This window comes from Antarcticibacterium sp. 1MA-6-2 (assembly GCF_021535135.1).
Lineage (GTDB): Bacteria > Bacteroidota > Bacteroidia > Flavobacteriales > Flavobacteriaceae > Gillisia.
In genome coordinates, this window is sequence record NZ_CP091036.1 from 3,303,649 (window position 1) to 3,329,952 (window position 26,304).

Consider the following 26,304-nt stretch of genomic DNA (forward strand, 5'->3'; position numbering starts at 1 on the left):
GGGTTGATGTTTACCCCCACGAATCTTGATGAGTCAAAAAAGTATCCCGTCGTCAACTACATCTATCCCGGACCTCAGGGCGGGGGAGTGGGAAGCCGCTCTTTCTCACCTAGCCCGGTCTGATCATCAGGCTTTGGCTGAACTCGGCTTTGTAGTTGTTGTAATTGACGGCACCTGTAATCCTGATCGTTCCAAGGCTTTTCACGATGCCTGCTATGGAAATATGGCAGACAATACCTTAGAAGATCAAATGTCGGGTATAAGACAACTTGCTGAGAAATATCCTTACCTGGATCTTGATAAAGTAGGAGTTTGGGGCCATTCCGGCGGGGGATATGCAACTGCTGCAGCAATGTTTCGTTATCCGGAATTTTATAAAGTTGGAATTTCTGAATCAGGAAACCACGACAACCGGAATTATGAAGATGACTGGGGCGAAAGATATATTGGTCTTCTGGTTAAAGATGAAGAGGGGAAGGATAATTATGATGTACAGGCTAACCAGAATTTTGCTGAAAATCTACAGGGAAAATTACTTCTCGCCCACGGTGGAATGGATGACAATGTACCGCCATATAATACATATTTAGTTGTTGATGCGCTGATAAAAGCGAATAAGGATTTTGATCTTATAATATTTCCAAATGCCAGGCATGGTTATGGGCAGGACAGCTATTATATGATGCGACGCAGGTGGGATTACTTTGTGGAGCATTTATTAGGTGCTGAGCCACCAAAAAACTTTGAAATCACCAGAAATCAATAACAGATGAGTTTTCCGGAAATAAAAACTGAAAGATTGCTCCTCAGGCAGTTTCAGCAGGACGACCTGGAAAACGTTTTTTATGGACTTTCTCATCCTGAAGTGATTCGGTACTATGGTGTGAACTATAAAAGCCTGGAAGAGACTCAGAAGCAGATAAAATGGTTTAGGGAGCTTGACGTAACCGGAACAGGAATCTGGTGGGCCATAACTTCCTTGGAAGAGAAACAGTTCCTGGGCGGAATAGGAATAAACAGTCTAAATGAGGATCATCAAAAAGCTGAAATTGGATATTGGCTCCTCCCGGATTTTTGGGGAAAGGGTATAATTGCCGAGGCAGGCAGGGAATTGATACAGTATGCATTTAAAAACTTAAACCTGCATCGCATTGAAGCTTACGTAGAAGATGGTAATCAAAATTCTGAAAAGTTGCTGGAGAAATTGGACTTCAACTATGAAGGTACCATGGGAGACTGTGAGATAAAGAACGGCAATTTTATAAGCGTAAAAATTTACGCGAGGTTAAACAAAAAAACTAAGCAGTTAAATGCTTAGGTTTTTATTTCTAATTATATGATTTAATCTTTTCCTACAAATTTAAAGAACCTGCTTTCTCCGCCGTCTTTAGTTTCTTCCTGGTATAAAAATTCAAGGTCGTTTTCATCAAAAATGGTAAAGAATTGATCCCAGTCAATATTTTCAAGACTATCCTCTGCACCTCCCGGAAAATTAATTCTTAAGAGTCCTCCTCCTTTACCACTGTCTCCTGTTCCTTTCACAAGAGCTGGTTTTCCATCTCTTTCTTCCACCCACTTTTTAATTTTACTGTGGTCTGTCGTTGTTTTTGAATCGTGCTTTGCCATCATTCTAATTTTTAATTAATAAATTATTTCTTCGTTTTCTTCATTACTTCCTCTTTCCAGTCCTTGCCAACCGCTGAAAGGTATTCAGAATAATTCCAGCTCTCCAGGCTGGATTTATTCTCCCCGTCCTTAACGGCAATATAAGTTTCATCTTCCGGCATACCTTCCACTTTAAATCCGCAACTGCGAAGCATAGAAATTATTCCCTGATGATTAGGTGCCCACCAGTTAGTTGGATCTCCTGCAAGCTTATTTTCAATAAAAGCCATAGAAGGCCAGGCATCAGTTTTCATGATCTCCCTCTTATGAAATTCAACATCGTCCGGCACCTGCATCTCATCCTTCCCCGGAAGGGAGAGGGTTTGAAAAACCATCATTTTCTTTGTTTTCTGCGACAGGATGTCTAACGCCAGTAAAGGGTATCTCAAGTGATAAAATACTCCCATAAACCACACGAGGTCAAATTGTTCTTCGGTATGGGCAAAATCGTAGACCTGCATCTGTTTAAAAGTGATTTTATCATCCAGTCCAAATTTTTCTGCTGTCCAGCGGGCCTGTTTTAAATAGTGCTCGTCCAGGTCAATTCCAGTTACTTCGGCTCCACGTTTTGCAAGTTCTATTGAATAAAATCCGGCATTACAGCCAATATCCAGAACTTTCCAGCCTGAAAGATCTTCGGGTACAGAATTTTTTATATTCTCCCATTTGAATGACGGAAAATTCCCCAGGAAATGATTGGGTGCAGTTTGTGTGCCATCCGGAAGGTGGATATTGTGAAACCAGGGTTCTAATTTTTTTACTTCTTCCTGTGTAGACATAATATTTTATTTAAACTTTTGAGAGTTCTTTCAGCTGTTTAGAATAATTTTCCAGTTCTCTGGCTCTTGCTTTGGCTGTATGATATTTCAGAATTTTCTGCCGGGCATTTTCACCTATTTGCTTCCTTTCGTCTTCACTAATATTGTTGAAATATTCAACTACTTCTTCCGAAGATCTTGCTATAAGAATTTCTTTGTCCAGTTCAAAGATGCTGTCAATCCCGTCCCAGTAATCTGATATTACCGGAACCCCGCATGCGGCAGCTTCAAAGAGTCGCACACTTGGAGAATAACCTGCCTTAATCATATCTTCCCGGGTAACATTGAGAGTAAACTTCTGGGAATTGTAGAAAGCTCTATGCTCTGCTTACGGAAGATGATCAATTCGTTCTACATTTTGAGACCAGGTAATATTTTCAGGATATTGAGGCCCCGCCACAATAAATTTTTCCTGCGGAAGCTGAGGTGCGACCTTATTCAGCAATGCTTCTACCGTCGGCTGCCTGTCTGTGCTATAGGTTCCCAGGTATCCCATTTGCCATTTTAAAGTCTGATCTTCAGGATAATAATGATCCGGATCTACCGAACAGTATAGTGCTTTGGCCATAGGTGAGCCGTACTTTTCTTCGAGCAATTTTAAGGTTGGTCCTCCGCAGAAGGATAAATACATGTCATATTTACTGATGAGTTCAGGATTTATATATTCATAATCCTGCCGTTCAAGTTTCGCCAGAGTCACTAAGTGTGTCTATATCGTAAAATGCGGTTGCTCCGCGTGCAGTTTCTATTGCCCAGTTTCCAACTTCAACTCCCTGTTGTACATAAGAGCCAACTATAACTATATCTGCATTTGCAACTGCTTCTTGGTATTGCGTCTTAAGCTCCTCGTTCGTCTTGTATAACCCTAATTTGCAAAATTCTGGATTCGGCATATCGCGATGACCAGAATACCACGGCACATCCTTTTCAAGAAAAAGGATGTCGTGCCCCAGTGCCGCAAGTTCTTTAAGCAAGGCTCGGTAAGTCGTAGCATGGCCATTTCCCCAGGAGGAGGTGACAGATAATCCTATAACTACAAATTTCATTTCTCCGGTTTTAGTGGTTATGCCTGGCTTCTCCAAATAATCTTCTGGAAATTACACTCTCTAACAGTTCTGCCCTATGCTCATAAGTATGTTCGGCCAGTACCCGTTTGTATGCTGCCTGTCCTATTGTCTGGGCTTTCTCCGGCGTCAATTCTTCCAGAATATTCTGAACTTCCTGTCCATCTTTAGCAACAAGTATTTCTTCATCCGGCTCAAAAAAGGTTTCAATACCTTTCCAGTAATCGGTGATAATACAGGCGGCAGAGCTTACTGCTTCAAATACTCTCGTTGCGGGTGAAAAACCATATTTGGCCATACTGTCCCGGCTTATGTTGAGGACTGCCATTGGTGTGCAATTAAAGGCGTTATGGTCCTTGGTATATACGTGACCTAAATATTCCACATTCTCCGGAAGCGCTTTGTCTCCCCAGCCACTACCTCCAAGCAGAAATTTCTTCTCTTTGAGTTCCTTTGCAGGTTCTATAAAGAATTCTTCTACCCGTTTTTCTCTATCGGGTAGCCGATTTCCAAGAAAAGCTAAAGTACCTTCAAATTTCTCCTGTGGTTCTACAGGAAAATGAGTGTCTGTGTCCAGAGCATTATAAATAGGAATACATTTTTTGGCTCCGTTTCTTTCATAAGCATCAATAACTTAGGTTGCCCGCCACCATAGGTAAGTACAAAATCGTATTTAGGAATTAGATCACTAAAGGGATCATTAGTATTTTCCTCTATTCTATCTAAAGTCGCAGGTGCATCAACATCCCAGAAGATAATCAAATTGCTGTCCTTTTTAAGCTGAGTGACTTCATACTCCAGAAATTCATCAAACGCTCCAACACCACTGGCTTTTATTATGACATCAGCTTCTGAAGCTTCTCTCAACAGAGCTCTAAGTGTCACCTTATCTTCAGGATAAACAACTACTCTGCAATAATCGGGATCTTCAATATCACGGTGTTGCTGTCTTTCATAAATATCCGGTTCATAAAAAGTGACTTCATGTCCCATTTTACTAAGTGCTTTCACTATTCCGCGGTAATAAGTTGCTGCACCGTTCCAGTATGCAGATACTATGCTGGAACCAAAAAATGCGATCTTCAGGTTGTCCTTATCCATTTGTTCCGGTTTTTTGGGTGAGGGGATTTTGCTTGTTCAGTTCGGTTAAAATATTTTCCAGTTCGTCCACCCGGTGAGCACAGGTGTGTTTTTCTAAAATTGTTTTTCTGCCCTTTTCAGATAAACTTTGAGCAAGGTGGTCACTCTTTAGCACTTCAGCAAGTTTGTATCCCATATCATTACCATCTTTAGCAATAAGATAATCCTCACCCGGAGTAAATAAATTCTCACTGTCTTCCCACGGGGAACATATCAGCGGAATTCCGCAGGAAAGGGCTTCAAACGGGCGTATTGTTGGTATCCCCGGAAGCATTTCAACATAGGGCCTTCTTGGCACGTGAACAGTAACTTTATATTTTGAAAAAACCTCAGGTACTTTATAATTTGGTAACCAGCCGCCGTACTCTATACCTGCATCAGCTAATGCTTTTTTAGCATGATCAGGATATCGAACGCCGTAGACCTTTGCTTTTAGGCTCAGTTCCTTTACAGGAGCAATAAGATATTCCATCAATTCTTCTGTACGTTCATCATCTCCCCAATTGCCAATCCAAACAAGATCTCCCTCTTTATCTTCATTCCGGTTCGGCCTGAAAAGCTCTGCATCTGCTGCTTCATGCCAGGTCCAGACATTTTCTATCCATTTTTTTTCAAGGTACATCTGCTTTATCACTTCACCAAAAACGAGTGCTCCGTCGTAGTTGCTGAAATCATATTTTGACATATCCTGAGGGGCAGAAGCGGCTCTATGGTGGGTGTCGTGAAACAGCAATTTATAACCATACCTGGCTTTGTTCCTCCCGATTTCTGCCACCAGTTCCGGCTCATTCCATTCGTGTACTATAACAAGATCAGCATCTTTAAGAATTGCATCTGCGTTTATCTTCTTTGCAGGATTGTAAAACTGAGGACTCAGGGTAGGATAATACCTGCGGAATTCATCCAATTTCTCCGCTCCGTGATCTTTAATAAGATTTTTGAGACTCCAGCCCCCGTCCGGCTCGTAAACTTCAACTTCATGTTCCCTCTTCTGAAGTTCTTTTACGATCCCCCTAAGGAAGTGCGCATTGCCGTGATTCCAGTCGGAATAAAGGGAGTGGTAAAACATTACAATTTTCATACGTGATCCTGGTTGGTTGTTGTTATAGTTATGTTGTGGCTATTATATACTTTGGATTAATTGATTTTCAGGTTTCTTCTTATTGAGCAGATCTTTATATAGTTCCATATAGGATACTGCCATTTTTTCTGCGGAAAAATGTTCAGCTCTCTTTCTTGCTTTTTGTCCGACTTCTTCTCTGAATTCTTCATTTTCAATTAGCTGAAGCACCAGTTCCTTTGTTTCTCGTTTGTTTTCCGGATCAAAGAAAATTGCCACGTCATGCCATAATTCGGTTAAAGTGTCCAGCTTGTTTAGTACCAATGCACAACCTGCAGCTGCTGCTTCTAGAATTGCAAGACCAAAGGGTTCATATTTCGTCGGACTAATAAAAATGGAAGCCCGGCGCATCCAGTTTTCAGCTTCTTCCTGTGGCATTTCACCAAGGAATTTCACATTCTCAATTTCTACTGCTTCCCCGGTGTTGGGATTAATGTTATTTCCCACCACATATACTTACCACGGAAGATCCTTCGCCATTCCGGAAAGGGAGCGAAGATTTTTAGCTTCATCCCAAACCCTGCCCATACAAAGGATTATTCTTTCCTTTTGAATATTTTCAGCAGGTTTTAGATTCTTTCCGTTATAGATCAATTTGACCGGGGAAGTGATTGCGTGAGTTTCCTTAGCTTTTTGCAGAATTGCTTCCGTGGGACCCACAACAACATCAGAAGAATTCAGCGAATCTGAAACCAGTTCGTTATACTTATCCCAGGCTGCAGGGGCAGAAGTGCCTTTCACAGCCTGCCACCAGGTTTGTACGCAGGAGTGAAAAACAGTAACAGTGGGGCAGGACCATTCTTCCCGTCTGTGTGCGTAGTTATTGAAATGGATAATATCAGGTTGTACGGTGTGATAAATGGAATTTAACCATTTCTCTGCCTGGTCCACATCCTCCCAGGGATCCTGCATCCATTCCAGTTTATAATCACTTTTGTATAAAAGCAGATTGTCCAGAGATGCAGCTTCTTCCTGCTGTGCCTGCGAAGGCCAGTTTCCCATAGCAGCCAAATGAACTTTTATCCCATAATCATTTAGCACACGGCACAATTCCATTGAATATGTCCATACGCCGCCTACAGTATCTGTAGTCATCAAAATTGTAGTTTTACCTTCCATATATCCTATCAATTATTTCAGCAGTTTTAATAAATTCTTCTCCAGATTGGGGGGCATAACTATTATTTTCAAGTACATTATTGGCCCATACTACTCCTGCACGACCGCTCCATTCATCGGGAGGGGTGACCAAAGTTTCAGTTTGAGTTCCGGTATATTTTTCAGCTTTAAAATCATAAAAGGATCCGTTGACATTTTTAAATGCAGCGCCACCTTTTGTACCGTAGAATCTAGCTTCAATTACAGCATCCCTTCCGGCCGAAACGTGCCATGAGCATTCCAGGTTTATTATATTATCTTTTTCTGAAGTCATTGCAACGCTGGCAAAATCTTCTACCTGCTCTTCAAAAGAGGTAAGCTTTTTTCCCTGATGAAAAAGATGACTTCTTACATTTGTTATTTTTGGAAAGTCAAGACTCCAGAGAGCCAGGTCTACCAAATGAATTCCCAGATCCATTACACAGCCTCCTCCCGATCTTTTGATGTCGTAAAACCATTCCTTGTCCGGGCCATAAGCATTATGGAAAACCAGATCTACAGCATAAATATCTCCTATTTCTCCATTCCTGATGAGCTGGTAAATCGCCTCAAAAGCTTTTGTGTACCTGTAGGAAAGATCTACGCTCAAAAGCTTATTGGCTTCTTTTGAAGCTTCCACAACCTCTCTTACTTCAGTGGCGGTGCGGCCAAGAGGTTTCTGACAAAACACAGCTTTTCCCGCTTTAAGCGCCTCTATGCTCTGTTGTGCGTGCATGGCACTGGGAGTTGCTATAACAATACCGTCCAGCTCCTCATCTGCCAGCATTTCTGAAGTAGACGATATGATTTTTGCCTCTTTTGCTGACTTTAGAGCTTCTTCAGCATTTTCTTTAGTAGGTTCAACTATTGAAGCAACCCGGGATTGAGTATTGTTCCGGATAGCCTCCATTCGGTTTCTGCCAATCCAGCCTACGCCAATAAAGCCTAAGGCCAATTCTTTCTTTTTTTGTTCTTTTGGTTGGGTAGCTATCATTTATTGGTTGTTAATTATCAGGCCTTTTATAAAACCATCAGGTCTTTCTGTGAGATGTTTATAAGCGTCCTCCATTTCATCAAGAGAAAAGCCGTGAGTAAAGAAGGGATAAGGATCCATTTCGTGTTTTTCAATTGCATCAATTGCAGCTTTAATTCCTTTTATATATTTTGATGAGTCTCTTTCGTGAGCACTTATCATATCGATTCCACGCCAGTTAAGCATCTGTACATTAATATTCCTCATCCCATCCTGGTGAAAGCCTGCTACTATTAATTTTCCTCTTTCAGCAGTGAGTTCGATAGAAAGATTTAGTGGCCATTCTTTTCCTGTAGCTTCTATAACTCTTTCACAAAATCTCCCTTCTGTAAGCTGTTTTACTTTTTCAATAATTTGGTAATGATCATCAAGCGTAATAATTTCATCTGCACCTGCCTCTTTTGCGGCTTTAAGGGAGAATTCTCTTCTCGAAAGTGCGATTACTTTTGCTCCGGCACTTTTTGCAAGCTGAGTAAGGAGCAAGCCCAGAAATCCACTACCTACAATGGCAACAGTCTGCCCTTCCTGAATGTCACTTCTTGAAAAGATATTCATAGCACACCCTAACGGTTCTCCCGGAAAAGGTTTGTTATCAAAGAAATCCGGCAACACCACAAGATCTTTAGCTTTTGCAATGTCATGAGTGGCATAGGCGTTATAGGAAAGTCCTGCAACCCGTTCTCCCGGAGTTAAATTATCAACATTTTCCCCCACAGCATCTATTATCCCCCAGGCTTCGTGTCCCGGGTTACCGGGAGAAACAGGATACTCAAACCAGTCTCTTCCTTCCCACACGGGAATATTGGAAGCACAAATCCCACAACCCTCAATTTTTATACGCACTTCATCTGCTCCGGGTTCAGGCAGGTCCAGATTTTGGACGGAAACTTTTCCCGGTGCTTCTATTACCGCAGCCCGGTAAAAAGTTTTGTCCTGAATAGGAGGCATTTGTTGCAATGTTGGGCTTAAGATCATAAAGCTAATTCTTTATTAGAGGGTTGTATAGTTTTATTAAGTTTAATATTTCGGGTTTCACATAACCACTGAAGTAGTGCCTGAACTCCTTCGTCTACTGAATATTTTGGAGACCAGCTAGTATGGCCTTTTGAAATTTTGAAGTGTTGGAAACATAATAATATTGATCGCTTAGTTCTCCAGTCTTCAAAGGAAATATCTATTTCTTTACCTGCTTTATTTTTGATGATTTCCAGAATTTCAATAAGGCTCACTGTATTTTGAGGTCCACCGCCAATATTGAATACTTCTCCTGAAAGATCTTCTATATTTTTAGCAGCCAGAACAAAAGCATCCACAAGATCTTCCACAAAGAGGATATCCCGTACCTGTTTTCCGTTTCCGTAGATCACAACAGGATTATCTTCCAGGGCACTAATTAAAAAGTGAGCAACCCATCCCTGATCTTCGGTTCCAAACTGGTGGGGACCGTAAATACAACTCATCCGGAAAACCGCTGTTTTTAATCCGTACGAGCGGGAGTAATCCAGAATATATTGATCTGCAGCACCTTTTGAACATCCGTACGGGCTGTGGAAATCCAAAGCACGTTTTTCATCGATTCCGTTTTGCTGAATTTTTTTATCTGCAGGAACATATCTGGTTTCGTTCGTTTTCATTTCCACATCATTAAGGTTTCCGTAAACCTTATTTGTAGAAGTGAACAACAACGGAGGTTGATGATCAGATTTTCTTATGGCCTCAAGCAGTTCAAATGTTCCCTTCAGGTTCACCTGGTAATCCAGTAAAGGATTTGTCAAAGAAGTAGTAACAGCAACCTGGGAAGAAAAATGGAAAATCTCTGAAGCGTATTTCACAATTTCAGCCAAAATTCTGGTTTCATTGATATCTGCAATCTGGATTATCAGGTTGTCGCCATATTCCTCTTTTAACCATTTCAGGTTCTGTTCTACACCATCACGGAATAAGCTGTCATATACCATGACCCGCTTACCTTCCTTCAGTAGTCGGCTGGCGAGATTAGTTCCTATAAAACCTGCTCCACCTGTAATTAATGTGTATTTCTCTTTTTCCTCGAGACGGTAAGTTTTGGTAATATAGTCGTGGCTGTTAATTTTTTTCAATCCGTGTTTTTCCAGGAGCTTGTAGAGTAATTTTTTGGTGCCGTCCTCCTTTTTTAAGCCGAAGTGGTACTCCCTTTCGTCGAGATGAAATCCGCCAACAGTAGATTTTTTCGGATCCAGATCCTTCAGGCTATACCAGTAGATTCTTTGAGTATCTGCACCCATTACCTTTTTAAATTCTTCAAACTGCTTTACCTCATCATCCTGCCAGGTTGAAAATCCCACTTCAGATACCCAAACTTCTTTGTGTTCCATTCCGAAGTTTTTCAAAATGTTTTTGACAGCTTTAATATTTATTTCCCATCCTTTCCATTGCTGATCAAAAACGTGGGGGAAACCATGGATCCCCACTGCATCTATATGCTCCAGAACTCCCTGTTCTCCCATCATTTGTAACCAGTTAGGATCAATGGGACTCATTCCTCCTAACAGGGTTTTTTTGCCTTTTTGCTGTGCCCAGTACCCGGCTTTAATGATCATTTCTGAAAATTTTGTCCAGGAATAATCAAGGGTAAAATCATATTCAACTTTATTATTTGGTTCGTTCCAAAGCTCGACCCATTCAAAATATTCCCCGTATCTGCTGATCATTACATCAATAAAATCAGCATAAGATTTGAGCTCCCGCGGAGGGGATGAAGTTTTTTCTCTTTCTCCCAGAGAAGGAGGTGTATATAGAAAACAGGGAAGTATTTCTACGTGCTTACTTAATTCAGGAAAAAGCCAATCATACCAATCCTGAGTTCCTTCCACATACCAGTCTGCCCAGGAGATTCCTGTTCTAAGGTGGGAAATTCCTAGCTTTTTAAAATCTTCTATGGCGTTTTTAACTTCATCATATTCTCCAGGCCTAAACCATTCCAGGATACCTACTATGGGTGTGTTGTTCATTTCTTTCTTCTTGTACATAACAGGTTGATTTTATACGGTTAATCCTCTGGATGAAAGTTCAGTACTTGCTTTGTTTACATTGTCTGTCGCTATCTGGTCTTTTAACCATTCTGCAAGCTCTAAAAGCCCATCTTCAAACTTAACTTCCGGTTCAAAACCTAACAGTTCTTTTGTCTTACTTGTATCTGCAAAGCAATGCCTGATATCGCCGACACGGTATTTTCCTGTTACTTCCGGAGCTATATTTTTCTTCATTACACCTGCAAGTTTATCGGCAATATGTGTGATTGTATATTGGTTACCACTTCCGACATTAAATACTTCTCCGGCAGCTTCAGGAGTTTCCATTGCCAGCCTGCAGGCACGGGCGACGTCTTTTACGTGAATAAAATCTCTTTTTTTGCTTGCCGTCCTCAAAGATTAGAGGCGGGTTATTATTTAATAAACGGGAAGCAAAAATCGCCAGCACTCCTGTATAGGGATTGGAAAGAGCCTGGCGCGTACCGTAAACATTGAAGAATCTAAGAGCGGTAGTATTAATATTGTAAGCCTTTCCTGTCATAATACATAGCCGCTCCTGATCGTATTTTGAAAGAGCGTAAACAGAAGACAGATTTGGTTTTTTATCTTCAGGAGTGGGAACTGGTTTTAATTCTTTGCCGTTATCATACATTTCCCAACGATCATTTTTCAGATCTTCCAGTTCTCTTTCACATTCCATTTTTTTATTGCCGCTTTCGTCTTTATAAAGTCCTTCGCCATAAATACTCATACTGGATGCAACAACCAGTTTTTCTACAGGATTTTCTATTAAAGCCTCCAGCAGAGTAGCGGTCCCTAAATTATTTACATCTGTATAATCCCTTATTTGATACATACTTTGACCTACACCAACCATAGCTGCAAGATGAAAAACCGCATCAACATTTTTTAAGGCTTTCTTTACGTCATCAGGATTTCTTACATCTCCTATTTGCAGTTCAACTTCCGGATTTAAATAAGCAGGTCTCTCCGGGATTCGCCGTGAACCTGTTCACTAAGATTGTCGAGCACTCTCACTTTGTACCCTTTATTAAGAAGTTCGTCTGCAAGATGGGAGCCTATAAATCCTGCCCCTCCAGTGATTAAGATTTGCTTTTTCATCTAATTAATTTTTTGGTTGGTTAAAAGCTTTGAGCTATTGGTCTTGTTATAATCTTATTTATGTTGGTTCCGTTTTTCTTGCTTATTGCATAAAAAACGTCTTCAGCTATTTCTTCTGGCGATATAGACCCCATTTTAAGATTCTCTACACTGGAATTTCCCGCCAGTTGATTGGAAAAAAACTGGTATCTGTGATACCGGGACTAATAACTGTGATCTTTAAGTGTGGCACTGTTTCCAGTCTTAAAGTTTCCGCTATTACTTCCAGAGCCGTTTTTGTAGCACTGTATATGCCTCCGTAAGGGTGAGGCTGTCCTGCAGCTACTGAAGAAATAATCACTACATGTCCTTTTTTCTGTTCAATCATATTAGGGGTAAAGGCTCTAATGCATCTAAGTGCCCCCATAATATTGGTATTAATGATTTTTTGCCATTTCTCAGGATCACCTTCTGTAAGTTTTTCCTGTATTCCCAAGTAAGCATTGATCACAAGAATTTCGGGATGTCCTATTGTATCAACAGTCCAGGAGTACAATTCCTCCACATCACCACTTTCAGATACATCACAGTTCTTATATAAAATATCCTCATGGTCTCCGGGTAAATCCTTAATGTCGGCAACTGCGACTTTTATTTTATTTTCTGAAAATTTATTTGCAATAGCACGACCAATCCCGCTGCTTCCTCCGGTTACTAAGGCTGTTTTTGGTAAGGCTGCTTTCTGCATTTCAGAAGAAATTTAAGTGAAAAATCTGCAGCTTCAGGTAAAGAATTAATGCGATAAAAACGGGTAGGACCCATGAGTACACCCGTATTTGGAAATATTTATTTAAAATTTATATGGCACAGATGCCTTTACCCCAGTAAGTCAGATTTAAATTTTAACTCTAATTTCAAAGGTACAGGAGGCTAGTGTAAAATATTCCTAATTATGATTTAAAACTCTCTTAAAGCAAAATCTATAAAGTTTATAATTTTCAGTAATAAAATCCTGTTCTCTTATTGTAATAGCTCAAGCTTACAAAATAATTGCCTTTTTTAAACGTGTTAAGAAATAGTGAAAATTTTAATAATAATTTTTTTGTTTATCTTTAATAGATGCAAAAAAGTTGTTTAGAATGTGGGGAAAAGATCGTTGGCAGGGTAGATAAGAAATTCTGTAGTGATTACTGTCGCAATGCCTACAACAATAAAATCAACAAGGATAAAACTAACCTGGTAAGAAATATAAATAATCGCCTTAGAAAGAATTACAGGATTCTTGAAGAACTAAATCCAGTTGATAAAACGAAAGCCAGCAGAGCAAAGTTGCTGGCTAAAGGATTTAGTTTTGAATATTTTACGAGTATATATACAACAAAAACAGGTAATACCTACTTTTTTGTTTATGATCAGGGATATCTCCCCATTGAAGGTGAATATTTTGCTTTGGTACGCAGGACCTAACAATGCCAGTTTTGTCCCCTTAGTTTCATTGCTGCGCACAGGATGTCTTTCCTGCTAATCTGTCCAATTAATCTTCCATTCTCAACAATCGGAAATCTGCGGTATCCATGTTTGTAAAAAAGAGAAGCGCAGTCAAAAATGTTTATTTTTTTATCAATTGTATAAACATTAGATTCCATGAATTCTTCAATTCGTTTATCTCCAATTGGCATATTGTAGTAACGACATTCTGAAATTTGCTTCATACAATCCCCATCAGAAATTATTCCTACCAACTCCATTCTCTCGTTGACAACAGGAGCTCCTGAAATTTTATTTTTTACAAGGGCTTCCATGACTTCTATGACTAATTGATCTTTGGAGAAGGTAATAAGTGAAGTTGTCATGTAGTGCTCAACTAATATAGGAGCACTCTCCAGCTTTTCTGGTTCTGCCCTTCTACCCTGAAAACTTTTAATTCCCATAGCTTAAGTTTTTGATTCTTAGTCTCTTCAATTTAATGAATTTTTTTTTAATGGGGTAGAGAGGTCATTTTTTCTTTGTTTTAAACTTTACTTATTTATCTTTATTCACCTATTAAATCCTCCTATGCTCAAGAAACTTTCGCCTATCCTGGTGTTGCTGTTATTGATCTTTACTGTTTGGTATCTTTTTTACTCTTCTATGCCCAGCGACGTGGAGGAAACTGATGTTCCTATATCCCGGTTTTCAACACTTAGGGCACTGGAACACGTAGAACAAACGGCTAAAGCTCCTCATTTCGTGGGGAGTAACAACCATTCGCGGGTTAGAAATTATATTATAGACGAACTCCAGAAGCAGGGACTTGAAGTGCAGACGCAGCAGGGCTATGTTCTAAATAATTCCGGCACTCTTAGTTATGCGCAAAATGTTCTGTCAAGGATCAATGGCACTGGAGATGGGGAAGCAATTGTTTTAATGTCTCATTACGACAGCGCGGTACACTCTTCTTACGGCGCGAGTGATGCAGCAAGTGGTGTGGCGACAATTCTCGAAGGTATAAGGGCTTTTCTTGCTGAAAATCCATCACATGAGAATGATATTATTCTGCTGTTTACAGACGTGGAGGAAACCGGATTACTGGGTGCACAGCTATTTATTAAAGAACATCCCTGGGCTAAAGACGTTAAACTCGCCCTCAATTTTGAATCCCGCGGCAGTGGAGGAAATTCCTTTATGCTCCTGGAAACAAATAAAGGGAATGCAAATTTGGTAGAAAACTTTGTAAAGGCAAATCCTTCATTTCCCTCTACAAGTTCCCTTTATTACAGCATCTATAAAATGTTGCCCAACGATACAGATCTTACTGTATTAAGAGAAGAAGGCAAAGTAAACGGTTTTAATTTTGCTTTTATTGATGATCATTTCGATTACCATACGGCTAACGATACACCTGCGAATCTTGATCCTGAAACCCTGGCACACCAGGGAAGTTACTTAATGCCATTGCTTAATTACTTTAAGGATGCCGATTTAAATAACCTGGATTCGGAAGAAGATCTAATTTATTTTAATGTTCCTCCGGGAGAATTGTTGACCTATCCATTTTCCTGGATACTGCCCATGTTGCTTATAGCTACTTTGCTTTTTCTGGGAATTACCGTTTATGGCCTTTCCACAAAAGGCCTGAGCCTGAAAAGTATTTTCAAAGGAGCAGTGCCTTATTTTATAAGCCTAATAGGAGCTGCACTTTTCTCATTTCTATTATGGGAATTGTGTCTCATCATTTATCCGCAGTACGGGGAGATGGAACATGGTTTCACTTATAACGGCTACTATTATATTTCTGCAGTTATTTTCCTTAGCCTTGCTATAGCTTTCTTTGTATACAGCAACTTTAAAGACAAAGATCCACGTGCAGGATATTTTGTGATTCCCTTACTTTTCTGGTTGATAATTTCGGCTCTTGTTTCTTTTTACCTTAAAGGGGCGGCTTACTTTGTCATTCCTGTTTTTTTTGGATGCATCCAGCTTTGGGTGATGCTAAGACAACGGAAACCTAATTTGTTCCTGATGTTTTTCCTGAGCCTTCCTGCATTAATTATAATAAGGCCTTTCCTGGTGACTTTCGCTGTAGCTTTGGGCTTAAAAATATTATTTGTTGCTGCCCTGTTCACTGTTTTTTTATTTAGCCTGTTTCTGCCCGTGTTTCTCTATTTTGGTCGGAAGAAGATCCTGGCAGGTTTAGGTTTTTTAATTTTTACAACTCTCTTCATTATAGCACATTTTAAATCTGGTTTTTCTGAAGATCGCCAAAAACCCAACAGCCTTGTCTATCTCTATGATGCTGATGCAGAAAAAGCTACCTGGAATACCTATGATGAAATCTTTGATAGCTGGACAACTCCTTTTTTGGGAGAAGATCCCGCAGAATCTCCCAGGGATGTAAATTTTGAAAGTAAATATAGTTCAGGATTTACTTACAGCGTTCCGGCACCTTTAGTCCCAATTGAGGAACCGGGAATAATCTATAGGCGAACAAGCATGGATTCTCTTTCAGCCTTAAAAAATTATTCCTTAAAAATTGCTCCCAACAGGAAGGTTAACAGGATAGAACTTTTTGTAGACAGGGATAAAAATTTTGAAAATTTCACAGTTAACAATCAACTGGCAGATTCAGTAAAACTGGGAAGCGGTACCTTCCACGTTTTCAGTAAGAGATGGAGTAACCTAGCTGCTCCTTTATCATGCTGCTAATAAGGATACCCTTGAAATAAATTTTTCTTTTAAAGGAGATACAATTCCCAATATAACGCTTTACGAATCAAGTTATGACCTTCTCGAAAACAAACAGCTTGAGGTGCCGCAAAGAGAGGAAACAATGATCCCCCGTCCCTTTGTGCTTAATGATGCGGTAGTTGTAAAAAAGACAATTAAATTTGATGAAGGAATGAACTAGCAGTTCTCTTTTATGATTAAAACAAACTTATGAATATTTCAATATTGGGATGTGGATGGCTGGGTTTGCCGTTGGCGAAAAATTTAGTGGAAGCAGGACAGGTGGTAAAAGGAAGTACTACTACTCTTGATAAAATGGCAAGACTTAGGGAGGAGGGAATAACTCCTTACCAGATAAAGCTATTTACAGATGGAGTACAGGGTGACCTGGAATCTTTTCTTTCAGAAACTGAAGTCTTAATAATAGATATTCCGCCCGGGCTGCGAAAAGATCCAGATGCTGATTTTGTTGGTAAGATTGGAAAATTAAAAGGCTATCTGGAAAAATCTTCTGTTGAAAAAGTAATTTTTATCAGCAGTACATCTGTCTATGAGGATCGCGAGGATTTTCCTGTTTACACCGAGGAGAAAGAAGCAAACGTAACGGCAGAAAATTCACAACAATTAATTGCAGCTGAAGAAGTTTTGCGGAGTAGTGATAAATTCAGCACTACAATAATTCGATTTGGCGGACTAATAGGACCGGGAAGGCATCCAATTAACTTCCTTTCCCAAAAAAAGAATAACAAAAATGCTGTGTCTCCTGTAAATCTTATTCATCTTGATGATTGTGTGGGAATTATAAAATCTGTACTTGAAAAAGGCTTGTGGGATGAAGTCATTAATGCTGTCTATCCTGAGCATCCTCCAAAAGAAATCTATTATACACGGGTTGCTGAGGAAAAAAACCTTGCCCTGCCTCACTTTGATTTACAACATCCATCAAAAGGAAAAGTTGTGGAGTCGGTGAAAGTTCAACAACTTCTTGGCTATAATTTTCAAAAGGAGATTTAAAATCACAAAAGATAAGAGTGGCGAGGCCTGCATCAGTATGCAACGACCTGTAGATGAGAGGTCTAACTCAGTTAAGCAAAGTACTCATTAAAATAAAAAGAGGGCCAACAATGCTGCGGCCCTCTTTTTATTTTTCTAATTGTGCTTACCAAATGTGCACGCGATTTTCCGGCTTCACGTACATCTTGTCTCCCTCCTTAATATCAAAGGCTTCATAAAAAGCATCAATATTTTGAAGTGGGACATAGGCGCGGTACATTCCCGGGGAATGAGGATCGGTTTTAATCCTGTTCCTTAAAGCTTCATCTCTCATTTTAGTACGCCATACAGTTGCCCATGAAAGGAAGAAACGTTGCTCTGGTGTAAATCCATCAATTTCTCCGGGATTTCCATTTTCCTCTAAGTGAATTTGAAGTCCGTCATAAGCGGCATTAACTCCTCCAAGATCTCCAATGTTTTCACCTAAGGTAAATTTACCATTAATGAAAACGCTGTCCAGTACTTCAATTGCGCTGTACTGGTCTGCCAGTGAACCACCAAGACCTTCAAACTGTTTTAAGTCATCTTCAGTCCACCAGTTGTTCAGGTTGCCCTGTGCGTCAAATCTTGAACCGCTGTCATCAAACCCGTGAGAGATTTCATGTCCTATTACAGCACCAATTCCGCCGTAATTCACAGCAGCATCAGCCTTGTAGTCATAGAAAGGAGGCTGCAGGATAGCAGCAGGGAAAACGATCTCATTATAACTTGGGTTGTAGTAAGCATTTACCGTTTGAGGAGGCATAAACCATTCAGTTTTGTCAACCTAGGCTCTCCAAGTTTTGCCATTGTTTCATTTACATTCCATTTGCTGGCATTCATCATGTTTTGAAAGTAAGAACCTTCTTCATCATTAGGACCGTAGATTTCTAGTTCGCTGTAGTCTTTCCACTCATCGGGATATCCAACTTTAATAGTTGTTGTTCCCAATTTTTCAATAGCTTTTACTTTGGTACTGTCACTCATCCAGGTAAGATTGTTGATCCTAACCTCAAAAGCCTTAATAATATTGGCGATCATTTCCTGAGCTTTTTGTTTAGCTTCCGGTGGAAAGTTCTCTTCTACATAGAGTTTTCCCAGCGCTTCACCTAAGGTGTTATTTACTGTTCCTAAAGCACGTTCATTTAAGGGTCGCATTTCTTTTGCTCCCTGTAAAGTCCTGTCATAGAATTCCCAGTTTGCTCGTTCAATATCAGTGCTCAATGTAGTGGCAGCATCATTAAAAAGCGTCCATCGAAGGTAAGTTTTCCAGTCTTCAACATTTTGACCTGAAAAGGTAGTTTGCAGCGCCTGCATATATTTAGGCATGGAAACAATAACCGTGTCTACCTTTGATGCTCCAATCTGTTCAAGATACTGGTTCCAGTCTATAGCGGGAACCTCCTTTTTTAATTCTGAAACAGCCATAGGGTTGTATGTGTTACGTGTATCTCGACGTTCCACCTTATCTAATTGAGGTTTTGCAAGGCTGGTTTCAAAAGCCAGGATAGTTTCAGCTTTTTTGGAAGCCTCTTCCTGAGAGTCTCCTAAAAATTGCAGCATTCTTGAAACGTAAGCTTTATATTTCTCACGGATGTCTTTAGTACTTTGGTCATCGCCCAGGTAATAATCCCGGTCCGGCAATCCTAATCCGGATGGATATATGTAAGCCGCGTTTTTATTACTGTCTTTAGCGTCAGCCCTCACCGTAAAACCAAAAAATCCTGCTCCGCCATACTCCTGCATCCCGGTTAAATATTTCTGAAGGTCTTCCTTGTTTTGAATTGATTCAATTTTAGCCAGGTATGGTTTTATAGGTTCAATCCCTCTTTCATTCCTGCTAACTGTATCCATTATGCTCTGGTAAAGGAAAACTGCTTTTGCCTGATTGCTGGAAGGATCTAAATTTGAATTTTTTGATGCTTTCTCCAACAGGGAAAGAGCCTCAGAATCTGTGTTTTTACGTAATTCATTAAAGCTGCCCCAGGTGGTATATTCATCAGGAATTTCAGTAGAATCTATCCATATCCCGTTAACATATCTAAAGAAATCATCTTTAGGACTAACAGTGGTATCCATATAGGCAAGATTAATTCCTCGAGGATCCTGTTTTTCTTCCATTTTTTTGTCATCACTTTTACAGCTTAGTCACGAAGGCTGCACCAAGGATTGACAATATCATGGCATTGGATATTTTTTTCATTCTTTATCAGGGTTTAAAAAATTTCGCGCTAAAGTACTAAAAAGTAAAATGTCAGCGCATGAGAGATTTGAAACAGAAAATTGCTTCAGGCAAATAACAATTATTTCTTCGGAAGGAGCCTCGGGGATGTTGAACGGCACAAATAGATTTGGATGTCTTATTTTAGTCTGGATGTTAACTCCTCATCAAAATCTTTTTTTAATTCAGTTATTTCTGAAACATTTTCGTTTGGAATGCTAATGGAAAGCACATAATGTTTGATCTTCCATCCTTCAGTGGTTCTCACCACCACTCCCGACCCACGGCAAATTCCCATTTGGGTGTCGAGAAGCTCATCAAACCAGGCAATATTAGCCTCTTCGCCTGTGTAAATATTTCTTTCCAAAGTTGAAAAACTCCAGGCTTTACCTTTGTCAAAATGAGGTTTAGCATATGCCCTGAAGTCTTTGTTTTGCCAATTCTCTGTAGCATCGGTTCCAAGGAAAACACCGTCCTGCGTCATCAAATCAAAATACTTTTCAAAACGAGCCTCAGCTGCAGCTTTGTGCCATTCTTCCAATACCGTATTAATAGAATCTTTTAAAATTTCCTTATTTACCGGAGCCTTGTTTTCTTCAAAATTAGCTTTTGAAGTTTCTACTGAAAAGTTGCAGGAAAGAACAGAGGTAAGAGCAAGAAACAGCAATAATTTCTTCATACTTAATAAAATTTATTAATTGAATCCGCTGCCAATTTCTTCCCTGTTGTCAACGGGAATGGTATCGGGGGTAGTGTGAATCTCTTCCAGCTCGTCCAGTTCCTGTTCAAAATCCTCCAGCGTTTTAAGGAACAACTCGTTCAGCTGAATTTTAAGGTTGTTGAATTCCACCGGAAGTTCTTCAGCAGTTTTTGCAATTTCTTCAGGTTTGCTGTTTCTGCTCCTGGAGAGTCGCTCTAAAACTTTCGCCTTGGTATATAAAACTGAAAGCCTTGTTTGAACTGCATTAGTTCTAAATCCGGCTGGAACTGTTTGCCGTAGGGACTGCATAATTTCAGCAATTGGGGTGGCATTGGAAATTACTTCGTTAAGGGTGTAATCGCTAAAATTATTAATTTCACTTTGTGCAGTGAGATAAGCAAGCCAGTCTGAAGTTATTTCCCGGGCTTCAGGTAACAAAATAACTTCCTCATTGGGAACCTGTAGAGGCTGTTGAAGAGCCGTGGTGTCAATTGTTTCCTGCGATTGAATTTGCTCATCACCAGCATTTTGGTTACAGGCTGTCAGGATAATAATTGAGATGCACCAGAATATTTTCTTCATAAGGATTACAAAGCAACAAAGTTAATGAAAACCTACTCCAATAAGGAAATATTCCTCTATTTACACAATTTTCATTTTAACGTGCGGTAGGTAATCTTCTTTTGTGAAATCAATATCTTTGCACTTCAAAAAGTAGAGAATGAATCCGAAGAAAATACTCATAATTGGTGCAGCGGGACAAATAGGAAGTGAATTGACATTGAAATTAAGGGGAAAGTATGGCAATGAAAATGTTATTGCCAGTGATATTAAAGAAGGAGGGCCGGAACTCATGGAATCAGGCCCATTTGAAATAGCTGATGCCAAGGACCGGGAAAATATCAATAGACTGGTTAACCATTATGAGATTACCGATGTTTATTTAATGGCAGCTTTCTTAAGTGCTACTGCCGAAAAAGTTCCAATGAAGGCCTGGGAACTGAATATGGATTCATTATTCATTGTTCTGGATCTTGCGAAGGATAAAAAAATTGAAAAAGTTTTCTGGCCATCCAGTATTGCTGTTTTTGGGCCTTCCACTCCTAAGGAAGCTACTCCTCAAACCACGGTAATGGAGCCTACTACTGTTTATGGCATTTCAAAGCAAACAGGAGAAAGATGGTGTGAATACTATTTCAGGAAATATGGAGTAGATGTAAGAAGCCTTAGATATCCCGGAATTATTAGTTATAAGACTTTGCCCGGTGGTGGTACTACAGATTATGCAGTGGAAATTTTCCATGAAGCTTTAAAAACCGGGACTTATATTTCATTTCTCAAGGAAGACACTGCTTTACCTATGATGTTTATGGATGATGCAATTAAAGCTACCATTGATATAATGGAAGCCCCGGGAGAGAGGATAAAGGTGAGATCTTCATACAACCTTTCCGCCATGAGTTTTACTCCTAAAGAACTGGCTGCAGAAATTAAAAAGGAACTTCCGCGTTTTGAAATTTCTTATAAGCCAGATTTCAGGCAGGAGATTGCTGATTCCTGGCCAGGTAGTATTGATGACAGTATAGCAAGAGAGGAGTGGTATTGGGAACATGAATATGATCTTCCAAAACTCACAAAAGCTATGCTACAGGGTTTAAAGGTAGAATCTTAAAAATTTACTTGCAGCCATAACATACCATAAAAAAACCCGCCATTGGCGGGTTTTGGTTAGGTTGTCGAATTATATATTCAAAATATATTAATCGTTGATTACACGCACCTGAGCTGCGGTTAATCCTTTTCTTCCTTCTTCTTCAACGTACTCAACTTTGTCACCTTCGTTCAAAGTCTCACCATTAAGACCTGTAACGTGAACAAAGATGTCTCTTCCTGTGTCGTCGTTGGTAATGAATCCGTAACCTTTAGACTCATTGAAAAATTTAACTGTACCTTCCATTGTAATAAAATAAATAATTAATAAAAGACAAACTTACATAATTAAATGAATCATTAATAGTTTAATTAAAAATCTTTTTAACGTTATTAGTTATAATAACCCTATTGATTTTAAGAGAGTTAATCTATTCCTTTGTCTCTCATTTTCTTTATATTCTTATCAGAAAGGGTGTAATCTTCCAGCTTTTTACCCCTCCATCTAATGACCAAAAAAATGGGCATAAGGATAAAGGCAGTGGCCAGAACTGCTATCCCAATAATTCTGTCCCCTAAAATTATTTCCCCCTGAATTCTAAAATAGAATCCTGTTCCTATAGCCACAAGGATTAAGATTCCAAATATTTTTAAAAATAAATTCATAGCTATACTGTTACCTCAATTAATTTTTGCCTGTATGCCGTAAGCAGCTTTGACTTCGAGACAAATCCTATATATTTTTCATTTTCTGTGACCGGAAGGTTCCAGGCATCACTATCCTGAAATTTTTTCATTATATCCTTCATTCTGTCTTTCTTAATATCTATAATTTCGGGAGCCCGTTGCATTAGTTCCTGCACCTTTACCTTATCGTACAGATCCTGTTCAAACATAATAGGTCGTATGTCATCCAGTAGAAGGATTCCCATAAAGTTATTATTTTCATCAGATACCGGAAAGATGTTTCGGGAGGATTTTATAACTCCCTTGTGGATTACTTCTCCCAGGGTCATATTCACGTTGAGTTCCACAAAATTAGTCTCTATTACCTGTTCAATATCCAGTAAGGTTAAAACTACCTGATCTTTATCATGAGTTAATAATTCTCCCCGCATAGCAAGTTCCATGGTATAAACAGAGTGAGGCTGGAACTGGTTGGTTATCATAAAGGAAATGGCAGATGTAATCATAAGAGGAACAAATAGTTCATAGCCGCCTGTGAGCTCGGCAATGAGGAATATTGCCGTAAGCGGGGCATGTAAAACACCAGCCATAAGACCAGCCATTCCCACCATTGTAAAGCTGCTAACCGAAATAGGATTTTTTAATAGCCCTGTATTATTTACAAACAAAGCAAAGCAATGTCCCATAGCACTTCCCATAAAAAGTACGGGTGCAAAAATACCTCCAACTCCGCCTGCACCAAAAGTAAGCGAAGTAGCAATAATTTTGAAAATTACAAGACCCGCCAATAGAAGAATTACCACCCAAATGTTATCCAGGTAATCATTAAAAAGATTGGTTCCAAGAGCCTGCAAATAGTTAGCAGAAAGTAGATTATTTATGACATTATAGCCCTCCCCATATAGAGGCGGAATAAAATAGATTAGAATTCCAAGACCTATTCCACCAATTAATAGCCTTTTAAAAGGAGAAGAGATCTTCTTAAAATAATTATTGATCTTAAAATAAACCGAAGTAAAATACATAGAAGAAAAAGCCGCAAGTACCCCCAGGATAATATAAAAAGGAACCTCTGAAATTTTGAAATTATCCTCAAGTTGAAATGGTAAAATAATATCTGATCCAAAGAAGAAGTAGGAGGTAAGGATCGCTGAAACTGATGCAATAAGTAAAGGCAGTAAGGAAATGAGTGTGAGATCCAGGCTAAAAACTTCAATAGCAAAAATGATAGCAGCAACCGGGGCTTTAAATATGGAGGACATTGCCCCTGCCGCCGCACAACTTATTAGCAGTGTGCGAGCCCGCTGGTCCATTTGAAATAAACGGGAAATATTAGATCCAAGGGATGCTCCTGTGGCTACCGTGGGTCCCTCAAGTCCTACAGAACCTCCAAAACCAACAGTCAATGGTGCGGTAATAAGAGATGCGTACATTTGATATGTATGCATTATTCCCTGTTTTTTGGAAATTGCATATAATGTGGAAGGAATACCGTGACCAACTTTTTTCTTAAGCACAAATTTTATTATAAGAAGGGTAATGGTTAGTCCCAACAGAGGGAAAATAAAGTAAAAAGCAGTATGGTAATTAGAAATTAAATTCCCCTCCAGGAGTTTTTGTATAAAGTGTGTAAGGTTCTTTATAATAACTGCTCCCAAACCTGCGGTGAAGCCTATAATAGAACTAAGTACTAATATAAATTGTTGCTGTGAAAGATGCTTTGTCTTCCATATCAAAAAACGCTGTAACCCGGGAATTGATTTTGGAACCATTAGTACGTGTTATTTGACTGATACAAAAAAATCCCGCCCAAAGGCAGGATTTAAAAATTTATAATTTTACCTGTAGGTGCAATTCCTTTAGTTGGGCCTCTTCCAGGCGGGCAGGGGCATCGATCATTACATCTCTTCCCGCATTATTTTTTGGAAAGGCAATATAATCCCGTATTGTTTCCTGGCCTCCAAGAATGGCTACAAGCCTGTCAAAGCCAAAAGCGATTCCTCCATGGGGTGGTGCTCCAAATTCAAAGGCATTCATAAGAAAGCCAAATTGCTCTTTAGCTCCTTCAGGAGTAAAACCTAAAAAGTCAAACATTTTCGCCTGCGTCTTTTTGTCGTGTATCCTTATAGAACCACCACCAATTTCATTACCGTTAAGAACAAGATCGTAAGCATTGGCCCGTACAGAACCTGGTTCTGTTTCCAGTAATTTTACATCTTCAGGTTTTGGTGACGTGAACGGGTGGTGCATAGCATGAAATCTGGAAGTCTCTTCATCCCATTCCAACAATGGGAAATCTACTATCCACAGAGGTGCAAAGGTGTTAGGGTCTCTTAGACCTAGTTCAGTAGCCAAGTGCATTCTCAGAGCACTAAGTTGCGATCTGGTTTTTGCTGTTTCGCCAGCCATTACGAGAATAAGATCTCCGGGTTTAGCTCCTGTGGTATTAGCCCATTCTTTAAGATCTTCTTCAGAATAAAATTTATCTACAGATGATTTAAGGCTGCCATCTTCGTTGTACTTTGCCCAAATAAGACTTAGTGGCACCAATTTGAGGCCGTTTTACCCATTCAATTAATTTATCAGTCTCTTTCCGGGTATAGGAAGCAGCTCCGGGAACTGCAATTCCAACTACAAGTTCCTGTTGATCAAATACATTAAAACCTTTGTTTTTAACCAGATCATTTAATTGGGCAAACTCCATCCCAAAACGAATGTCCGGTTTGTCATTTCCATATTTTTCCATGGCTTCAGCATAGGTCATCCTTGGAAATTCTTTTACTTCTAATCCTTTAATTTCTTTTAAAAGATGTCTGGTGAGACCTTCAAAAGTTTTCAGGATATCTTCCTGTTCCACAAAAGCCATTTCGCAGTCTATCTGGGTAAATTCCGGTTGACGGTCTGCGCGTAGATCTTCATCCCTAAAGCATTTGACGATCTGGAAATACTTGTCCATTCCGCCTACCATCAACAGCTGTTTAAAAGTTTGTGGAGATTGTGGGAGTGCATAAAATTGACCTTCATTCATCCGGCTTGGCACCACAAAATCCCGGGCTCCTTCGGGAGTGGATTTTATAAGGTAAGGCGTTTCCACTTCGATGAATCCCTGTTGAGATAGGTAATTTCTAACCTGCATTCCAACTTTGTGCCGAAACATAAGGCTTTCTTTTACAGGATTTCTTCTAATATCCAGATAGCGATATTTCATTCGCAGCTCCTCACCACCATCAGTTTCATTTTCAATTGTAAACGGAGGGGTGAGAGAAGGATTTAAAAGATTAAATTCTGAAACTAAAATTTCCACATCTCCTGTTGGCATCTGTGGATTTTTTGACTGCCGCTCTATAACCTCTCCTTTCACCTGGATGACATATTCCCTCCCAAGTTCTACAGCTTCTTTTAGCATTGCTGCAGGAGTTCTTTCTTCATCAAAAATTAATTGTGTCACCCCATACCTGTCCCGGAGATCTACCCACACCATAAATCCTTTATTTCTAATCTTTTGGACCCAACCTAAGCAAGAGTAACTTTCTCCCCAATGTTGGTACTTCTCAATTCCCCGCAGGTATGACTTCTATACATAAATAGTATTCAAATTTAGAATCGCAAAAGTAATAAGTTCGAGGGTATTTAAGGTCTTCAAGGAAGTAAAAATTTAAGGAACATCCATTTATAATCAGGAGAAATTATAAGTTGAGGATACTACAATGTTAAATTAA

At 39.6% G+C, this 26,304-nt stretch carries 31 protein-coding genes and 1 pseudogene; 6 read left to right on the top strand and 26 right to left on the bottom strand.

Annotated features, from left to right (window positions below; genetic code table 11):
* Positions 1-28 precede the first annotated feature (28 nt).
* Complete coding sequence (locus LZ575_RS16875; RefSeq protein WP_235325858.1) at positions 29-766, top strand: S9 family peptidase; 738 nt, start codon at positions 29-31, stop codon at positions 764-766.
* 3 nt (positions 767-769) lie between these two features.
* A complete protein-coding gene (locus LZ575_RS16880) occupies positions 770-1,318 on the top strand; it encodes a GNAT family N-acetyltransferase (protein WP_235325860.1) in 549 nt (182 codons plus the stop codon).
* Positions 1,319-1,341: 23 nt separating this feature from the next.
* Here LZ575_RS16880 and LZ575_RS16885 read toward each other — a convergent pair whose 3' ends face one another.
* From LZ575_RS16885 to LZ575_RS16960, 17 genes are all read right to left on the bottom strand, one after another.
* Positions 1,342-1,629, bottom strand: coding sequence for a hypothetical protein (locus LZ575_RS16885; protein ID WP_235325862.1), 288 nt, complete (start codon positions 1,627-1,629; stop codon positions 1,342-1,344).
* A 20-nt stretch (positions 1,630-1,649) separates the two neighbouring features.
* Positions 1,650-2,444: a TIGR04290 family methyltransferase gene (locus LZ575_RS16890; protein ID WP_235325864.1), complete on the bottom strand. Its 795-nt coding sequence runs from the start codon at positions 2,442-2,444 to the stop codon at positions 1,650-1,652.
* Positions 2,445-2,454: 10 nt separating this feature from the next.
* On the bottom strand, positions 2,455-2,751 hold the full coding sequence (locus LZ575_RS16895) for a glycosyltransferase (RefSeq protein ID WP_235325866.1): 297 nt from the start codon (positions 2,749-2,751) through the stop codon (positions 2,455-2,457).
* Positions 2,752-2,811: 60 nt separating this feature from the next.
* On the bottom strand, positions 2,812-3,183 hold the full coding sequence (locus tag LZ575_RS16900) for a hypothetical protein (RefSeq protein WP_235325868.1): 372 nt from the start codon (positions 3,181-3,183) through the stop codon (positions 2,812-2,814).
* A complete protein-coding gene (locus LZ575_RS16905) occupies positions 3,164-3,529 on the bottom strand; it encodes a hypothetical protein (protein WP_235325870.1) in 366 nt (121 codons plus the stop codon). The genes LZ575_RS16900 and LZ575_RS16905 overlap by 20 nt, the downstream gene beginning before the upstream one ends.
* A gap of 10 nt (positions 3,530-3,539) precedes the next feature.
* Complete coding sequence (locus LZ575_RS16910) at positions 3,540-3,932, bottom strand: glycosyltransferase (protein WP_235325872.1); 393 nt, start codon at positions 3,930-3,932, stop codon at positions 3,540-3,542.
* 164 nt (positions 3,933-4,096) lie between these two features.
* Positions 4,097-4,648: a hypothetical protein gene (locus tag LZ575_RS16915; RefSeq protein WP_235325874.1), complete on the bottom strand. Its 552-nt coding sequence runs from the start codon at positions 4,646-4,648 to the stop codon at positions 4,097-4,099.
* Positions 4,641-5,768 (bottom strand): glycosyltransferase, encoded by a 1,128-nt coding sequence (locus LZ575_RS16920; RefSeq protein WP_235325876.1) that lies wholly within the window; start codon positions 5,766-5,768, stop codon positions 4,641-4,643. The genes LZ575_RS16915 and LZ575_RS16920 overlap by 8 nt, the downstream gene beginning before the upstream one ends.
* A 42-nt stretch (positions 5,769-5,810) precedes the next feature.
* Positions 5,811-6,254 (bottom strand): glycosyltransferase family 4 protein, encoded by a 444-nt coding sequence (locus LZ575_RS16925; protein WP_235325878.1) that lies wholly within the window; start codon positions 6,252-6,254, stop codon positions 5,811-5,813.
* A gap of 9 nt (positions 6,255-6,263) precedes the next feature.
* The gene (locus LZ575_RS16930; RefSeq protein ID WP_235325880.1) at positions 6,264-6,926 is read right to left on the bottom strand and encodes a glycosyltransferase family 4 protein; all 663 of its coding nucleotides are present in this window, start codon (positions 6,924-6,926) and stop codon (positions 6,264-6,266) included.
* On the bottom strand, positions 6,916-7,938 hold the full coding sequence (locus tag LZ575_RS16935) for a Gfo/Idh/MocA family protein (protein WP_235325882.1): 1,023 nt from the start codon (positions 7,936-7,938) through the stop codon (positions 6,916-6,918). Before LZ575_RS16935 ends, LZ575_RS16930 begins: the two co-directional genes overlap by 11 nt.
* Positions 7,939-8,952: a zinc-binding dehydrogenase gene (locus tag LZ575_RS16940; protein WP_235325884.1), complete on the bottom strand. Its 1,014-nt coding sequence runs from the start codon at positions 8,950-8,952 to the stop codon at positions 7,939-7,941.
* Positions 8,949-10,985, bottom strand: coding sequence for an NAD-dependent epimerase/dehydratase family protein (locus tag LZ575_RS16945; RefSeq protein WP_235325886.1), 2,037 nt, complete (start codon positions 10,983-10,985; stop codon positions 8,949-8,951). Before LZ575_RS16945 ends, LZ575_RS16940 begins: the two co-directional genes overlap by 4 nt.
* A 12-nt stretch (positions 10,986-10,997) precedes the next feature.
* The gene (locus LZ575_RS16950) at positions 10,998-11,384 is read right to left on the bottom strand and encodes an NAD-dependent epimerase/dehydratase family protein (protein WP_409187167.1); all 387 of its coding nucleotides are present in this window, start codon (positions 11,382-11,384) and stop codon (positions 10,998-11,000) included.
* Positions 11,302-11,985 (bottom strand): NAD-dependent epimerase/dehydratase family protein, encoded by a 684-nt coding sequence (locus LZ575_RS16955; RefSeq protein ID WP_311196124.1) that lies wholly within the window; start codon positions 11,983-11,985, stop codon positions 11,302-11,304. The genes LZ575_RS16950 and LZ575_RS16955 overlap by 83 nt, the downstream gene beginning before the upstream one ends.
* A complete protein-coding gene (locus LZ575_RS22750; protein ID WP_255702653.1) occupies positions 11,961-12,110 on the bottom strand; it encodes an NAD-dependent epimerase/dehydratase family protein in 150 nt (49 codons plus the stop codon). Before LZ575_RS22750 ends, LZ575_RS16955 begins: the two co-directional genes overlap by 25 nt.
* Before the next feature lie 145 nt (positions 12,111-12,255).
* Entirely contained in the window at positions 12,256-12,837 is a 582-nt protein-coding gene (locus LZ575_RS16960) for an SDR family oxidoreductase (RefSeq protein WP_235325890.1), read from the bottom strand.
* 371 nt (positions 12,838-13,208) lie between these two features.
* On the opposite strand from LZ575_RS16960, the gene LZ575_RS16965 reads away from it, so the two are divergent.
* On the top strand, positions 13,209-13,556 hold the full coding sequence (locus LZ575_RS16965; RefSeq protein ID WP_235325892.1) for a hypothetical protein: 348 nt from the start codon (positions 13,209-13,211) through the stop codon (positions 13,554-13,556).
* Here the strand turns inward: LZ575_RS16965 and LZ575_RS16970 are convergent.
* Entirely contained in the window at positions 13,553-14,020 is a 468-nt protein-coding gene (locus LZ575_RS16970; protein WP_235325894.1) for a CBS domain-containing protein, read from the bottom strand. The genes LZ575_RS16965 and LZ575_RS16970 overlap by 4 nt on opposite strands.
* Before the next feature lie 124 nt (positions 14,021-14,144).
* On the opposite strand from LZ575_RS16970, the gene LZ575_RS16975 reads away from it, so the two are divergent.
* The gene (locus tag LZ575_RS16975; RefSeq protein WP_235325896.1) at positions 14,145-16,274 is read left to right on the top strand and encodes a M28 family peptidase; all 2,130 of its coding nucleotides are present in this window, start codon (positions 14,145-14,147) and stop codon (positions 16,272-16,274) included.
* A gap of 231 nt (positions 16,275-16,505) precedes the next feature.
* Positions 16,506-17,309, top strand: coding sequence for an NAD(P)H-binding protein (locus LZ575_RS16980; protein WP_235325898.1), 804 nt, complete (start codon positions 16,506-16,508; stop codon positions 17,307-17,309).
* A gap of 145 nt (positions 17,310-17,454) precedes the next feature.
* On the opposite strand, the gene LZ575_RS24355 is transcribed toward LZ575_RS16980, so the two are convergent.
* From LZ575_RS24355 to LZ575_RS16995, 4 genes are all read right to left on the bottom strand, one after another.
* Positions 17,455-18,093, bottom strand: coding sequence for a M13-type metalloendopeptidase (locus LZ575_RS24355; RefSeq protein WP_409187168.1), 639 nt, complete (start codon positions 18,091-18,093; stop codon positions 17,455-17,457).
* A complete protein-coding gene (locus LZ575_RS16985; protein ID WP_409187169.1) occupies positions 18,075-19,448 on the bottom strand; it encodes a M13 family metallopeptidase in 1,374 nt (457 codons plus the stop codon). Before LZ575_RS16985 ends, LZ575_RS24355 begins: the two co-directional genes overlap by 19 nt.
* A gap of 239 nt (positions 19,449-19,687) precedes the next feature.
* Positions 19,688-20,227: a nuclear transport factor 2 family protein gene (locus LZ575_RS16990; RefSeq protein ID WP_235325900.1), complete on the bottom strand. Its 540-nt coding sequence runs from the start codon at positions 20,225-20,227 to the stop codon at positions 19,688-19,690.
* Between the two features lie 15 nt (positions 20,228-20,242).
* Positions 20,243-20,830: a hypothetical protein gene (locus LZ575_RS16995; RefSeq protein WP_235325902.1), complete on the bottom strand. Its 588-nt coding sequence runs from the start codon at positions 20,828-20,830 to the stop codon at positions 20,243-20,245.
* 139 nt (positions 20,831-20,969) lie between these two features.
* On the opposite strand from LZ575_RS16995, the gene LZ575_RS17000 reads away from it, so the two are divergent.
* Positions 20,970-21,920, top strand: a complete 951-nt coding sequence (locus LZ575_RS17000; protein ID WP_235325904.1) for an NAD-dependent epimerase/dehydratase family protein — start codon at positions 20,970-20,972, stop codon at positions 21,918-21,920.
* A gap of 87 nt (positions 21,921-22,007) precedes the next feature.
* Here the strand turns inward: LZ575_RS17000 and LZ575_RS17005 are convergent, their stop codons facing one another.
* From LZ575_RS17005 to aspS, 4 genes and pseudogenes are all read right to left on the bottom strand, one after another.
* Positions 22,008-22,205 (bottom strand): cold-shock protein, encoded by a 198-nt coding sequence (locus LZ575_RS17005; protein ID WP_235325906.1) that lies wholly within the window; start codon positions 22,203-22,205, stop codon positions 22,008-22,010.
* Positions 22,206-22,324: 119 nt separating this feature from the next.
* Positions 22,325-22,564 carry a hypothetical protein gene (locus tag LZ575_RS17010; protein WP_235325908.1) on the bottom strand — a complete coding sequence of 80 codons (240 nt, stop codon included), beginning with the start codon at positions 22,562-22,564 and terminating at the stop codon, positions 22,325-22,327.
* 2 nt (positions 22,565-22,566) lie between these two features.
* Entirely contained in the window at positions 22,567-24,357 is a 1,791-nt protein-coding gene (locus tag LZ575_RS17015) for a chloride channel protein (RefSeq protein WP_235325910.1), read from the bottom strand.
* Positions 24,358-24,415: 58 nt separating this feature from the next.
* A pseudogene (gene aspS / locus LZ575_RS17020) lies at positions 24,416-26,167 on the bottom strand (aspartate--tRNA ligase).
* Between the last annotated feature and the right edge of the window lie 137 nt (positions 26,168-26,304).